This is a genomic window from Pseudomonas sp. R1-18, from assembly GCF_051132095.1.
Classification (GTDB): Bacteria; Pseudomonadota; Gammaproteobacteria; order Pseudomonadales; family Pseudomonadaceae; genus Aquipseudomonas.
In genome coordinates this window covers 2,514,248-2,528,347 of the sequence record NZ_CP071658.1, presented here as the reverse complement: position 1 = coordinate 2,528,347, position 14,100 = coordinate 2,514,248, and the positions used below count along the sequence as shown (strand labels likewise).

Annotated in this window: 13 protein-coding genes; 8 read left to right on the top strand and 5 right to left on the bottom strand. The window is 61.3% G+C overall.

Annotated elements, in window-relative coordinates:
• The first annotated feature begins 114 nt into the window (after positions 1-114).
• Together J3P77_RS11715 and J3P77_RS11710 are read left to right on the top strand one after the other, a co-directional pair.
• Positions 115-867, top strand: a complete 753-nt coding sequence (locus J3P77_RS11715) for a gamma-glutamyl-gamma-aminobutyrate hydrolase family protein (protein WP_434676807.1) — start codon at positions 115-117, stop codon at positions 865-867.
• A 100-nt stretch (positions 868-967) separates the two neighbouring features.
• On the top strand, positions 968-1,516 hold the full coding sequence (locus J3P77_RS11710; RefSeq protein WP_434676806.1) for a cupin domain-containing protein: 549 nt from the start codon (positions 968-970) through the stop codon (positions 1,514-1,516).
• 475 nt (positions 1,517-1,991) lie between these two features.
• Here the strand turns inward: J3P77_RS11710 and J3P77_RS11705 are convergent, their stop codons facing one another.
• Entirely contained in the window at positions 1,992-4,085 is a 2,094-nt protein-coding gene (locus J3P77_RS11705) for a TonB-dependent receptor family protein (protein ID WP_434681982.1), read from the bottom strand.
• A gap of 373 nt (positions 4,086-4,458) precedes the next feature.
• Here J3P77_RS11705 and J3P77_RS11700 point away from each other — a divergent pair, with 373 nt between their 5' ends.
• The 3 genes from J3P77_RS11700 to J3P77_RS11690 all read left to right on the top strand — a co-directional run bounded on the left by J3P77_RS11700 (position 4,459) and on the right by J3P77_RS11690 (position 6,241).
• A complete protein-coding gene (locus tag J3P77_RS11700) occupies positions 4,459-4,707 on the top strand; it encodes a metallothionein (RefSeq protein ID WP_434676805.1) in 249 nt (82 codons plus the stop codon).
• 80 nt (positions 4,708-4,787) lie between these two features.
• On the top strand, positions 4,788-5,606 hold the full coding sequence (locus tag J3P77_RS11695; protein ID WP_434676804.1) for an OBAP family protein: 819 nt from the start codon (positions 4,788-4,790) through the stop codon (positions 5,604-5,606).
• Positions 5,607-5,671: 65 nt separating this feature from the next.
• Positions 5,672-6,241, top strand: a complete 570-nt coding sequence (locus J3P77_RS11690) for a cupin (protein WP_434676803.1) — start codon at positions 5,672-5,674, stop codon at positions 6,239-6,241.
• 111 nt (positions 6,242-6,352) lie between these two features.
• On the opposite strand, the gene J3P77_RS11685 is transcribed toward J3P77_RS11690, so the two are convergent.
• The 4 genes from J3P77_RS11685 to galE form a co-directional block, all read right to left on the bottom strand.
• Complete coding sequence (locus J3P77_RS11685) at positions 6,353-7,522, bottom strand: zinc-dependent alcohol dehydrogenase (protein ID WP_434676802.1); 1,170 nt, start codon at positions 7,520-7,522, stop codon at positions 6,353-6,355.
• Positions 7,522-8,469 carry an SRPBCC family protein gene (locus tag J3P77_RS11680; protein WP_434676801.1) on the bottom strand — a complete coding sequence of 316 codons (948 nt, stop codon included), beginning with the start codon at positions 8,467-8,469 and terminating at the stop codon, positions 7,522-7,524. The genes J3P77_RS11685 and J3P77_RS11680 overlap by 1 nt, the downstream gene beginning before the upstream one ends.
• Positions 8,470-8,552: 83 nt before the next feature.
• Positions 8,553-9,062 carry a ferritin-like domain-containing protein gene (locus tag J3P77_RS11675; RefSeq protein ID WP_434676800.1) on the bottom strand — a complete coding sequence of 170 codons (510 nt, stop codon included), beginning with the start codon at positions 9,060-9,062 and terminating at the stop codon, positions 8,553-8,555.
• 101 nt (positions 9,063-9,163) lie between these two features.
• Positions 9,164-10,192 carry a UDP-glucose 4-epimerase GalE gene (gene galE, locus J3P77_RS11670; RefSeq protein ID WP_434676799.1) on the bottom strand — a complete coding sequence of 343 codons (1,029 nt, stop codon included), beginning with the start codon at positions 10,190-10,192 and terminating at the stop codon, positions 9,164-9,166.
• Positions 10,193-10,592: 400 nt separating this feature from the next.
• On the opposite strand from galE, the gene J3P77_RS11665 reads away from it, so the two are divergent.
• Genes J3P77_RS11665 through J3P77_RS11655 form a run of 3 tightly spaced genes read left to right on the top strand, consistent with a single transcriptional unit; the run spans position 10,593 to position 14,100 of the window.
• Entirely contained in the window at positions 10,593-11,789 is a 1,197-nt protein-coding gene (locus J3P77_RS11665) for a glycosyltransferase family 1 protein (RefSeq protein WP_434676798.1), read from the top strand.
• Positions 11,777-12,952, top strand: a complete 1,176-nt coding sequence (gene glf, locus J3P77_RS11660; protein ID WP_434676797.1) for a UDP-galactopyranose mutase — start codon at positions 11,777-11,779, stop codon at positions 12,950-12,952. The genes J3P77_RS11665 and glf overlap by 13 nt, the downstream gene beginning before the upstream one ends.
• 2 nt (positions 12,953-12,954) lie before the next feature.
• On the top strand, positions 12,955-14,100 hold the full coding sequence (locus J3P77_RS11655) for a family 1 glycosylhydrolase (protein WP_434676796.1): 1,146 nt from the start codon (positions 12,955-12,957) through the stop codon (positions 14,098-14,100).

Below are 14,100 nucleotides of genomic sequence, written 5' to 3'. Positions count from 1 at the left end.
AATCCTTTGCCTGAATGCCCATACTCAATGCGTCGCTGACTATCCTAGACTGATTTCATCAAGCCGGGGAGCGCATTCGAACCCGGCTCCAACGCTTTGCATCGAGGTCCGAACATGTCAGCTCTACCGTTGATCGGTGTCACGTCCTGCCGTCAGCAACTGGGGAAATACGCTTCACATACCGTAGGCGACAAATATGTCGAGGCGGCGCGTTTCGCCGGACTGCCGGTTCTGTTGCCAGCGCTCGAAACTCCGATAGAGCCAGCGCAACTGCTGGGAAACCTGGACGGCCTGTTGTTCACCGGCTCGCCATCGAACGTGGAACCCGGCCATTACCAGGGCGCACCGAGCATCGAAGGAACGTTGCATGATCCGCATCGGGATCGCTACACCTTGCCGCTGCTCAGGCAGGCCATCGCTCAAGGCGTGCCAGTGTTCTGCATCTGCCGTGGCTTTCAGGAGCTGAACGTGGCGCTCGGCGGCACCTTGCACCAAAGGGTGCAGGATCTGCCGGGCTATCTGGACCATCGCGAGCCGCAGAGCGATTCGCTGGAAGTCAAATATGCCGCGCGCCACGGCGTGCAGGTCCAGCCGGGCGGGGTGCTGGAGGCGCTGGGGCTGGGCCGGAACTTTGAAGTCAACAGCCTGCACAGTCAGGGCATCGACCGGCTGGCGCCTGCGTTGCGGGCCGAAGCCCTGGCACCGGACGGTCTGGTGGAAGCCGTCTCTGTAAGAGACGCGCCGGGCTTTGTACTCGGCGTACAGTGGCACCCTGAATGGGCACTGCGCGACAACCCTGTGTCGTTGCGCCTGTTCGAGGCGTTCCGCGATGCCTGCGCGGAGCATGCCCGCGTACGGTCGCGATGATGTGCTGAGGTGTGCTCGCAAACGTGATTTAATAGCCCGCTTCCACGGCCCGCAATGACATTGTCGGGCCCATTGCGGACATTTCTCACATAAGGCGATTATGGACACGGGAGCACGACTCAAGCTGGTGCGCGAAAGCTACAAGCTGTCTCAACGCGAGCTTGCCAGACGCAGTGGTGTGACCAACGCAACCATTTCCCTGATCGAGCAAAACCGCGTCAGCCCATCCGTCAGCTCGCTCAAGAAGCTGCTGGAAGGCATTCCCATGACGCTGGCGGATTTCTTCACCTTCGACCAGCCGCCAGGTCGCGACCAATATGTGTTCCGCGCCGGTGATCAACCCGATCTGGGGCGCAACGGTGTGCGTCTGTTGCTGGTTGGCGCGACGCTACCGGAGCGCCAGATGCGTTTTTTGCGCGAGCAGTACGCGCCGGGTGCCGACTCTGGCGAAGAGCCGATTGTGCATGGCGAAGGCGAGGAGTGCGGGCTGGTGACTCGTGGCACGATCGAGCTGACCATCGACGGGCAGGTCAACATTCTCGGGCCGGGCGACGGCTATTACTTCCCGACCACCTTGCCGCATCGCTTTCGCAATATCGGCCAGGATGAAGCCGAAATCATCAGTGCCAATACCCCGGCCAATTTCTGACATCTCTTTAAAACGCGCTCGCCCGTGACATATGCGGTGCTCATGCCGATGCTTTCGCGGGCGAGCGGAGCGACGCCTGACGGATCGCTGCCCGGTGCGAGTCAACTGTCTTTTGTCATCCTCTGATGAGCGGACAAGCGGAGTCCGCTCTCAGGCCAAAGCCGGATCTCGCAGGCGACGCAGAACGCGACTTGTGCAGGCCGAGCGGAGGCGTTGCGCAGGGGGAAACGAGCCATGGATGGCGAGTTAGCGCCGTAGGGCCAGGGACGGCCCAGCGGCGCTGGCTCGGCGTCCTGCCTCGCTCCCCGGCTCCGCGACACCTCCACTCGGCCTGCACCAACGTCGCGGTTGGCGGTGTCTGGGCTGACGATGTAAGGGCTCATTTCGTGGGATCGGGCGGCGCTCTGCTTGTCCGCGAAGACCGACCGGCGACGCATAGGTTGTGTCTGCAATGGCGCATTCGTGGACGAGCGGATTACAGCAGACTCCACGACACTCCAGCGTAAATCCCGCGCCCATCGCCGGGCGTTGAGCGGGCGACGTCCCGGCCGCCGTCGTCGTAGCCCGGCGTGACCGTGCTCGCATAGCGCCGGTTGGTCAGGTTGCGCAGGTCCAGCCAGGTCTGCCACTTCTTGTCCGGCGACGCGTAGCCGAACGTCGCGCCGAGCAAGGTGTAAGCATCGGCGTAGAACGAGTTGGCGTAGTCCACGGCCATGTCCGAGGAGTGCTCGGTGTTAAGGCCCGCATACAACCCGGTTGGATGGCTGTAGCGCAGTTCAGCCTGATAATAATGTCTTGCGATGCCCGGCAGGCGATTGCTGCCAAATCGGTCGTCGTCACGGTAATGGAAGTCGCTGTAGGTGTAGGCCTGGCGCAACGCCAGTTTGCCAGCCGCGCCGCCTTCCCAGAGCGGGCTGTCCAGCCCCAGCTCCACGCCCTGATGCACCGTGGGGCTGGCATTGGACTCGGCGATGATCGCCGAGGTGGTCGCGGTCGCGGCCTGCGTTTCCACGTTCAACAGCTCGTGGCGTACTTGTGAGTAATACCAGGCCAGATCCCAGTCACCGAACCAGGCAGTGCCACGGCCGCCCAGCTCCAGCGTCGTGGCGGTCTGGTTGTCGAGTTTGACGCCGCCGCTCTGCAAGCCCGTCGCGGCACCGCTGCCAGCCGGGAAGTAGCGATTGGAACCCCAGATCATTGACCAGGCATGCGGTGGCTCGACCGAGCGGCTCAGGTTGCCGTACACCTGCAAATCAGGCGTGAAGTCGTAGCGCAGACCAAGGCGTGAGGCGTAGTCCCATGCGTGGGTGCTGGTCAGATCGTCGGTGTCAGGGTAGGTCACCTCGGTTTCGCGCCGCGTGTAGACCGCCGCAATGCCTGTGCTTAGCCACAGGTCCGGCACCAGCTCCAGCTCGTTGGACAGTTGCAGGACCGAGTCGGAGCCCAGGTAGCTGTAGTCCCGGGTCTTGGTGCCCCTGGCATAACCCGCCGTGTTGCCGGTGGGAATGCGGACATACTCGGACGCGCCGTTGTTTGGCAGGCCTTTGGTGGTCCGCAGGCCCAGCGTGGTGGTGCTCTGGCGCCCGAACAGAGTGTCGTTGCGGATGTATTTGAGTGTCCCGCTGATATCGGTGTAAGCGACTTTCAGGCGGTTGGTGCCTTCGCGCAGGTCCATCGGGTAGTCGTGGTACACCAGCCCCGTTTCGATCCGCGAGGAGTCGTCCAGGTACAGGGTCGTGGTGTTGCCCAGCCAGGTGCTGCCCGGTTGCAGACGTTTGGAATCTCGCGCCACGTTAAGCGCATTGGCACTGCGTGGATCGTGGCGGATCTGGTCGCGGGTCAGGCGGCCGGGGGTGTCGTTGTCGGTTTCCCGATAGCGGAAATAGAAGCGCGTTTCCAGATTCGGGCTGAAGCGATAGCCGACATTCGCCGCCATGCCTTTGCCGCCGCCTGCGCTCTGGTCTTGAAAACCGTGGTAGTTGGAGTCAGTCAGGCTCAGGTAATAATCCAGGTCGCCCAGCACCTGGCCGGAGCTGATCTCGCGCTTGGCGTAACCATGGCTGCCTGCCTCGTAGCGCAGTCGCAAACGCGGAGTGTCGTAGCCGGTGTGGGTGACGTAATTCACGGCGCCGCCCAGCGCCAGCGAACCGCGTTCAAGACCGTTGGCACCGCGCAGCACTTCTACACGGCTTAGCCACAGCGGCTCCTTGAGTTCGTAAGGCGTACCGCCGGGGCCGGTGAGTGGCAGGCCGTCGATGGTTTCGAACAGGCCGGAAGCATGGGCGCCCGGCGCGCGGTTGAGGCCCGAACCGCGGATGGAGATCTTCGCTCCTTCATTATTGGCCGCTTTGGCGTAGATGCCCGGCTGATAGCGGAACACATCTTCATTGCTGGCGACTCGCCCCTGCGCAACGCTGTTCATGTCGACAACGTTACTGGCGCCCGGCACCTGGCGAAGGGATTCCTGCGCCTGTTCCACCGGACTGGCCGCCGCGCCTTGTACCTCGATACTGGAAAGATTCAGCGTGCCGGTCTCGTCAGCTTGCGCCCCGGGCGAGCACACCAGCATGAGCCCGAGTCCCAGCCCTGTCATGCAGCCACGTCGGGCGGCGCCCGGAGGCAACAGCGAAGCAATCAGCGACAACGGGAAAGGGACGGTGTGGTGCACGTGTTTTCGCCTCGTGGCTTGGGCTGTCGTCCTGCAGAGGTGCCAACGACAGCATTCGCAAAGCCTGAAGCCATGCGTTATGGGGATGCGGACACGCGAGAGCGTGCCCGAGGACAGGTCTTCGATGCCCGGACTGCCCGGCGCGTCACGTCCGCGTCGTTCACGACCTCCAGACAAACACAACCGCTGGTCGCCGCACTGCGCATTTCGTTCAACTAAAGGCCGTGGGTCGCTTCCAAATTGCATCGATGGCTGAAATATCAGGAGACATCTCATGACAGACCAGACCTGCGCTTGCCCGGATTGCACATGCGGCACCACTGGTGACCTGATGGTGGAGCGGGACAATCAGCGCTTCTGCAGCCCGGCCTGCGCCGACCAGCATCCCGATGGCGAACCCTGCCCAGGCGATGACTGCCACTGCGAGAACGCCGGTGAAGTGGAAGGGCGACCGGTGACCAACTCGACGCTGGACGAAGCGCTGGAAGAAACATTCCCGGCCAGCGATCCGATCTCGCCGTGATGCAGCGTGGTCAACCCGTCCCATAGACGCAGCATTTGCCGCGAGTATCTCAACAAGAGCGTATGCACACGAGCCTGCCCATGATTCCGTTGCGTTTTACATCCTTTGCCCGCAAAACCGTTCCTCTGCTGATCCTCGGTCTGGCGGGCTGCGGTGCGGACGATACCCGTCCAAATGTCACCTCGCCGGGTTCCGAGAAACAGACCTCGACCAAGGTCCTCGAAGCCGGCGCGGACCTGCTTCAGGACAAGCCGCCGCTGGAACAGCTGAACACTTATCTGGACGGCTTCCATTTCTATAACGGAGCGCCCGACTCGCAGATGGAGGCGCATCACTACTGCTCGATGCTCAACGAAGAAGTCACCCAGTGCGTGATCTTCGACGGCAACGTCAAGGAATCGCACCTCATGGGCGTTGAGTACATCATCAGCGCGCGACTGTTCGCCCAATTGCCGGAGGCGGAAAAGGCCTATTGGCACAGCCATGCTCACGAGGTGACCTCAGGCCAGCTCATTGCCCCGGCAGTACCGGAACCGGCCGAGCACGCGCTGATGAGCAAACTGGCCAACACCTATGGCAAGACCTGGCACACGTGGCACACCGACAAGGACAAACGCCTGCCGCTTGGCGTGCCGCAACTGATGATGGGCTTCACCGCCGACGGCCAGGCCGATCCGGCGATGGTCAAGGCGCGGGATGAACGGATGGGGCTGGACAGCGTCGCCGAGCGCGAGTCTCGAAAGGACATCAAACCGCAGCCGGTGTTACCGGGCGCCAATGCCTGGACCACCGGCAAGGTCATCCAATTGAAGGATCCGACCGGCACCGCGCACCATCATCCGGCTCCCTCGCCGGAGGCGAACGCAAAAGGCACCAATAGCCGGTCACCGGCACCCTGACGGCTCGTGCAGCCATCCATCGTGCATCGATCAGCCTTATTGATGAGAACCGCTGAGGAGAACCCATGACCCAGCCCGTCCTTGATCCGGGTTTCAACGACCAGGACCTCACGCTCCAAGTGCCGGAGGCAATGTTTTTCCACGACGATGGCGCTACGCCCAATAGTCGCTTTCCGGTGCTTGTGTATCACCTGCAACCGACCGGCCACCTGCAACCGAGCGAAGATGCCGCCACGGCGTTCGAATCACTGTTTGCCCGCAATGGCTGGCCTGCGCTATGGCGCGACGGAGTATTCGACTATCACCATTACCACTCGACTGCCCACGAAGCACTGGGCGTCGCACGCGGCGACGCGCTGCTGCGTCTGGGCGGTGAGCAGGGCAAAGATGTGCAGGTCGAGGCTGGCGATGTACTGATATTGCCGGCAGGTACCGGGCATTGCCGCTTGCGGCAGAGCGAGGATTTTCTGGTGGTCGGCGCGTACCCGAAAGGTCAGGAAGACTACGATATCCAGCGCCCTGAAACTGCCAACCATGCCGAATCGCTCAAGCGCATAGCCGCTGTCAGCGTGCCGGGCCGGGATCCGGTGACCGGCGAGGGCGGCTTTCTGGTCAACAGCTGGATAAAGGAATAGCCAGGCGGATCAGCGCAGCGAGCTTCGGGAAGATGCGAGTCTGAATCAGACTGCAACCGGAGCGGGGCGGCATTGAACCCCGCTCCGGTGTGTTGCCAGCTTCATCAATGCTCAGGGTTTGAACACCGCACGCATGCAGTTATCCATTTTCTCCTTGAACATGGCGTAGCCTTTGGGCGCTTCCTCCAGGCTCATTGGATGAGTGAGCAAGTAGGAAGGGTCCAGTTCGCCTTTCTGGATGTGCTCGAACAGCTTGTTCGCATAGCGTTGGCCCGGCTGCTGGCCCGAGCGCAGCGTCAGAGCCTTGTTGACGATGGCACCCATCGGGAATTTGTCCAGCAGGCCGCCGTAGACGCCGACCACCGAAACCGTACCGCCCTTGCGACAGGCGCGGATGGCCTGGCGCAGCACAGTGCCGCGCTCGGTGTGCAGGCGCAGCATCTGCTTGGCCTTGTCGTAGGCGTAGTCGATTTCCGTGCCGTGGGCTTCCATGCCGACGCAGTCGATGCAGCGGTCCGGCCCGCGGCCACCGGTCAACTCCAGCAAAGCCTCGTGAACGTCAGTCGTTTCATAGTTGATAACGGCCGCGCCGCCTTTCTGCTGAGCCAGGCGCAAGCGGTCCGGGTAGCGGTCTATGGCGATGACCTGCTCGGCGCCCATGAGGAATGCGCTGCGAATAGCCATCTGTCCGACACCGCCGCAACCCCACACGGCAACGATGTCACCTGGCTGGATATCGGCGTTGTCGGCGGCAAAGTAGCCGGTCGGCGCAGCGTCGGAGACAAACAGCGCCTGTTCATCGGTAACGCCTTCAGGCACCGTGAACAGATTGACGTCGGCGAACGGCACCCGCACATAGGTGGCGTGGCTGCCCGCGTAGCCGCCGAAGGCATGACTGTAGCCGATAATGCCGCAGCATGGCTGGCCATAGGCGATGTCGGTTGCCGAAGGATTGGGGTTGGAGTTGTCGCAGCAGGAGAAGTCGGTCCGCTTGCACGGTTCGCAGTCGCCGCAACCGACAATGGAAATAGTGATGACCTTGTCGCCTTTCTTGACCGACTTGACCGCCGAGCCGGTTTCCACCACTTCACCCATGAACTCGTGGCCGATGATATCGCCAGGCTTCATCGCCGGGACATAACCGCCCAGCAAATGCAGATCCGAGCCACAGACCGATGACAGGGTGACGCGAATGATGGCGTCCTTGGGATTGAGAATGCCAGGATCGGGAACAGTGTCGACTTGCAGATGGTTGGGAGCTTGCCAGGTCAGTGCACGCATCAGAGAGTCCCTCGCTGCAGGTTGGCGGACGCGGCGGACGCCGGGTTAACGGCGGCAACCGGCGGATGGTCGCCTGCATGCACCGAATCAGGTCGGGAATTGCCAGGCGACGCGTTGCCGGCAGGCGCATGCAGGAACAGGAAGTCACGGATCTCGCTGGAGCGCATCTGGTTGGTGGTGACCTCACCGGTTTCCATCTGCTGTTTAAGGCTGGCCAAAAGGTTGAGCAGGGCTTTTTCGCTGAATGCCCCGACCGCCGAAGCCAGCGCGTAGCCCAGCTTGCCGCCCGCCGGCTCACAGACCGCGATCACTTTCACCTCAGTGCCCCGATGGCCGGGCGCGTTTTTGAGGTATACGGAAATCTCGTGTTGCCAGCTGCCGGCCGGTACGGTCCGCCAGCGCAGGGTGGTGCCGTCGCTGGGTTCGTCCATTTTCAGGGTCCAGGTCAGCGTGCGGCCCAACGGGCCACGGACGGTCCACTTGCTGGTGTGATCGTCGATGGCTTCAAGGGTGTCGACCCAGGGAATCAGCGGGCCGATGTTCTGCGGCTGCTTGATGAATTCCAGTACTTGTTCCAGCGGTTTGGCGATAGTGACGCTGCGGGTCACGGCCTCGCTGGCTTTCCAGCCATGCGTGCGCTGAAACTGTTGTTCGAACGGGGTGGGCGTCAGCTTGCGTTGAATCACGCAATTGCCCGATGCGCCGCGATACACGCAGTAGGCACCCAAAGCGGCTTGCAGGACGCCGCTGATGCCGCCACTGCGCAAGGCATTGATCAACAACAGGCTTCCGGCCAATACCGAAAGGGTTCTTTCAGGGGGTGCAATGTCAGGATGATGAATGCGATAGGGCGTGGACTTCGCCGCAATCAAAGGGGCCTGGCTCTGGTGGGCTTCGCTCATGGCGACCTCGAACTGACAGGTTTCAAGGATGTCGAGCGGCGACATCTGACGGTCCGCTCGACGGTCAAGCTCTCATTTAGCGTTACCGCGCGCCGTGCGGCGTTGCCGCACAGTATTGCCGCGCGCTATCAACGCTTGGCGACTGCGTCAGGGTCTTGCGAACGTTGCAGGAACGCCGTGGTGATTTCCGGCAGGTGGTCGCGCAGCCAGTCGGCCATGGCGACTTCCTGAGGCAGGATCTGCTCGCAGGCCCGTTGAGTCTCGACATCGCCGACATCTTTGGCTGCCTGAATCAGTACGGTGTAGGTGGCGATCTCGATATTCTCGAATACATAGCCGGCCATTGCGCCTTTGACTACTTCATCTGAAACGGCCATACCACCAACTGCCTGGCCGAACGCCATCAGCTTGGCCGCCATGTCCTTGAACGCTGAGGTACTGCCGTGCAAGCGTTCAATACAGCCCTTGAGCAATTCCTGTTGGCCCAGTGTCTCCTGAATGTGCTGCTCGATGCGCTGCTTGAGCATCGGGTAGTGTTCCAGGCGGTCAGCCTGGGCCTTGAGCATGCTTTCGGCCTGTTGCTCCATAGCGTGCGCATCGCGAAGCCAATCCAGCAGATTGTCCTGTTTTGTAGCCATGATGAATACCTCGTCCGAGTGAGTGGTATGGGGTAGAAAAATCAGTGGCTTTCGGGTTCAGATATTTTGACCGGTGCATGACGAGCGGTCAGATGGCGTGTTCACCCGACCATGACATCCAGTTCGTAGCCTTGCGGGTTCAGGCACTGCCAGCGCCATGCATCACGCAACATCGATTCAAGGTTATGCCGGGCTCGCCAGTTAAGCTCGCGCAGGGCTTTGCCGGGGTCGGACCAGCACTGCGCAACGTCCCCGGAGCGACGCGGCTCGAAGACCAATGGCACGGAAACGCCGCTGATCTTCTCGAAGGTGCGCACCACCTCCAGTACTGAATAGCCGCGCCCGGTCCCCAGGTTCCAGACTGAGACACCACGCTGACGCCGGTTCTTCTCCAGGGCCTTGAGATGGCCGTCAGCCAGGTCGACGACGTGCAGATAATCACGAATGCCGGTGCCGTCGGGTGTGGGGTAGTCGTTGCCATAGACATGCAGAGCAGGGCGCAACCGGGTGGCAACCTGCAGCAGGTACGGCAGCAGATTGTTGGGAACATTGCGCGGCGACTCGCCCAGCAGCCCGGAGGGGTGGGCTCCGATGGGGTTGAAATAGCGCAACAAGCCGATTGACCAGCGCGAATCCGAGCTGGCAACGCTTTTCATCACGTGCTCGGCCATCAGCTTGGAATGGCCGTACGGATTGGTCGGTTGACCCAACGCACAGTGCTCGTCCACTGGCATCTTTTCGCACTGGCCGTAGACGGTGGCCGATGAACTGAACAACAGGTTGAATACGCCGGCCTCGGCCATGGCCTGGCAGAGATTGACGCTGCCGCTGACATTGGTCTCGAAGTAACGCAAGGGTTCGCGAACGCTTTCACCCACCGCTTTCAGACCTGCGCAGTGCACCACGGCCTCGACAGGATAATCGGCGAACAGCGCTGCGAGCGTCGCCTTGCTGCGTACGTCCCCCAGGACGAACTGGAAATGTCGTCCGCTGATCCTCGTGATTCGCTCAAGCGTCTCGCGCGAGCTGTTGCACAGGTTGTCCAGTATCACTACGTCTTTACCGCTTTGCAGCAGCGCCAGCACTATATGAGCGCCAATGTACCCCGCACCACCGGTCACTAGGATCATGGTTATTTTTCCTTCCATTGTTTTCGCGGCCTCGGGAAGAGGCTGACGACCCCATCGCTGCCTGACCGGCAGACTCGAAGCGGAGCCTTTACGAGCGAAAATCAGCAGCAACCGACCCTACCGACCTACATCTGTCAGGTGCCGGAAAAGCTTTCGCCTAAGATTATGGGCGCGTCCACGTCCACGAGTTCCGCGAATACCTCCCAGTGGTGCATACACTTCATCGGGTTGTTTGAACGGCTGGCACGCAAACGCTCTCAATACCTGCACAACGCGCAGCGCACAGGCCATGTGCGCGTCCATTTCCCGAGAATGCGGTCGAAGTTCCGTCCCCCTGACGTGACCTTCAGATTCGTCCAGGTACTTTTTTCAACGAAAGCTTCAACGAGAGGAGAACTGCATGCATCAAGACGAGACGAAACAAGCCAGCCCCTCTGACTCAGCCTCGACCGAGACCGCCGAGCCTGCGCAGCGCCCTTTATTGCTTTGTCTGTCGCACCTGCGCTGGGGCTTTGTCTACCAGCGCCCGCAGCATGTGATGTCACGGCTGGCGCAAGGATATGACGTGGCATTTTTCGAGGAGCCGGTTTTCGAAGAGCTGGCCGCCGCGCAGACCGGCTCGGCGGAGTCGCCACGATCATGGCTGGAACAGCTGCCGCAGCCCGAAGGGGTCATCGTGCTCGTGCCGCATCTGCCGCACGGGCTCAGTGCACAGGAGGTGAATCGCGAGCAGCGCATGCTCCTCGACGCGTGGCTGCATGACCACTCCGCGGCTGAGCTGATTCTCTGGTACTACACGCCCATGAGCCTGTCGTTCTCCGACCATCTGTGGGCCAGTGTCACTGTGTTTGACTGCATGGATGAACTTTCGGCATTCAAAGGGGCGCCTCCAGAGCTGGTCGACATGGAAAAAGACCTGATGGAAAGGGCCGACGTGGTGTTTACCGGCGGCTATAGCCTATGGGACGCCAAGAGTCAGCAACACCCCAATGCCCACGCAATGCCCAGCAGCGTCGATATTGCGCACTTTGCAGCCGCGCGCGACGCACAGGAAGATCCGCCTGATCAGCAGCATATCGCGCACCCGCGCCTGGGCTTTTTTGGCGTGATCGACGAGCGTTTCGACATCGAGCTGGTACGCGAGCTGGCCACTTCCCGGCCTGACTGGCAGGTAGTGTTAATCGGCCCGGTGGTCAAAATCGACCCCGACACGCTTCCGCGTCTGGACAACATTCATTATCTGGGTGGCAAGCGTTACGACGAGCTTCCCGTCTACCTGTCGGGCTGGGACGTGGCATTGATGCCCTTTGCGCTCAATGAGTCGACCCGCTTTATCAGCCCCACCAAGACTCCGGAATACCTTGCCGGCGGCTGCCCGGTGGTATCGACGCCGATTACCGACGTGATCAGAAGCTATGGTGACAGCGGCGTGGTGACCATTGCCGCCACCGCGGACGAGTTTGTCTCGGCAATCGAAAAGGCGCTCGGGCAAAAAGGCTCCACCCAATTTCTGGAACGCGTCGACGCCGCACTGGCCGGCATGTCCTGGGACAAAACCTGCGCAAGCATGAAGGAGCAGATCGAATGCCTGAGATAACCAGAGAGTCGGCCACCAATGGCCAGGGTGCGGTGTATGACTTCCTGATCGTCGGCGCGGGTTTTGCCGGTAGCGTGCTCGCAGAGCGTCTTGCGGCAGGGCTGGGCAAAAAGGTGCTGATGATTGATCGGCGCGAACACATCGGCGGCAACGCCTATGATCACCTCGACAGCGCCGGCGTGCTGGTGCACCGCTACGGGCCGCACATTTTCCACACCAACGCCGAGCGCATTTTCGATTACCTGTCGCGATTTACCGAGTGGCGCTCGTATGAGCACCGTGTGCTGGCTCGGGTGGATGGGCAACTGGTGCCGATCCCGATCAACCTCGACACGCTTAATCGACTCTATGGTCTGAACATGGATGAGGCAGAGGCCGAAGCGTTCCTGGCCAGCCGTGCCGAGCCGGTGGACAACATCCGCACTTCGGAGGACGTGGTCGTCAATCAGATCGGACGCGAACTCTACGAGAAGTTCTTTCGCGGCTATACCCGCAAGCAGTGGGGGCTGGATCCTTCGCAACTGGACAAATCGGTCACCTCGCGGGTACCGACGCGCACCACCACCGACGACCGGTATTTCACTGACCGCTACCAGGTGATGCCGCTGCACGGCTACACACGGATGTTCGAGCGGATGGTGAGTCATCCCAATATCGACATCCTGCTGGGCGTGGATTTCGCCGAGCTGCGCGAACAGCTGCAGTTCCGGCATCTGGTCTATTGCGGGCCGATTGACGAATATTTCGACTATTGCTATGGCCGGCTGCCGTATCGTTCCTTGCGCTTCGAGCATAAATCCATGGACCAGGCCGAGTTCCAGCCTGTGGCGGTGGTCAATTACCCGGACGAAGCAGTTCCCTACACGCGCATCACCGAATACAAGCACCTGACCGGCCAGCAGCACACAAAAACCAGCGTCACTTACGAGTACCCGTGTGCCGATGGCGACCCGTACTACCCGATCCCGCGGCCGGAAAATGCCGAACTCTACAAACGCTACCAGGCCCTGGCCGATCAATCGGACGAAGTGACGTTTCTTGGCCGGCTGGGCACCTACAAGTACTACAACATGGATCAGGTAGTCGGTCAGGCGTTGGCGCTTTACCAACGGCTGGCTGAAGCCCACGCACCGCTGGCGACCACACAGCCTGCGGAGGAATGACCATGTCGGGTGTATTCCAGAGTTTTTTCATCGGCGGTTTCGAGTGCTCGACGCATCGGCGACGCGACGGCGTACGGCTCGATCTGGTGAATTCGACAGGCCATGGGCGCTGGGCGGGGGAAGATTTCGCCGCCATGACCGGCATGGGGATACGGACCGTGCGCGACGGACTGCGCTGGCACCTGATCGAAAAACGACCGGGCGTTTACGACTGGAGCAGCTTTGTGCCGATGTTGCGCGAGGCGCGTCGGCAGGGCACGCAGGTGATCTGGGATCTGTGTCATTACGGTTACCCGGATGATCTTGATATCTGGCGACCACAGTTCGTCGAACGCTTCGCGCGTTTCGCCGCTGCGGCCGCGCAGGTGGTTCAGGACGAAGGCGAAAGCGTGCCGTTCTACTCGCCGGTCAACGAGATTTCGTTCTGGAGCTGGGCCGGGGGCGATGTCGCGTACTTCAATCCCGGCAGCGAGCGACGCGGCATGGAGCTCAAGCATCAGCTGGTGCGGGCGAGCATCGCTGCCATCGACGCAGTACGTGCCGTAGAGCCGCGGGCACGCTTTGTTCAGGCCGACCCGCTGATTCATGTAATCCCCGGCTCGCGACGCAGTGATGAGATCGAAGCGGCAGAGAATTATCGTCAGGCGCAGTTCGAGGCCTGGGACCTGTTAAGCGGGCGGCAATGGCCGGGGCTTGGCGGTGGGCCGGAATACCTGGACGTCCTCGGTGCCAATTACTACCCGCATAACCAGTGGGTATTCAACGGCCAGCGCATCAACCGCGGCGAGAAAAACTACCGGCCTCTGTGCGGCATGCTGCGCGAGCTGTACGCGCGCTACAAGCGGCCGATCGTGATCTCTGAAACCGGCGCGGAAAATGAACAGCGCGTGCCATGGCTGCGTTATGTGAATGAGCAGGTCATGGCCGCACTGTCCGGCGGCGTACCTATTGAAGGCATCTGCTGGTACCCGATACTCGATTACCCTGGCTGGGACGACGGGCGTTATTGCCCGGCCGGCTTGTTGGGTTACGCAGATGGTGAGGGGCGGCGCGCGCCGTTTCACCCGCTGCAGGCCGAACTGCGCAGGGGCGCTGAAGAATTTGATGCGTTGCGCCTGGCTACCGCCGGCACCAGCAGAGGCTTTTGA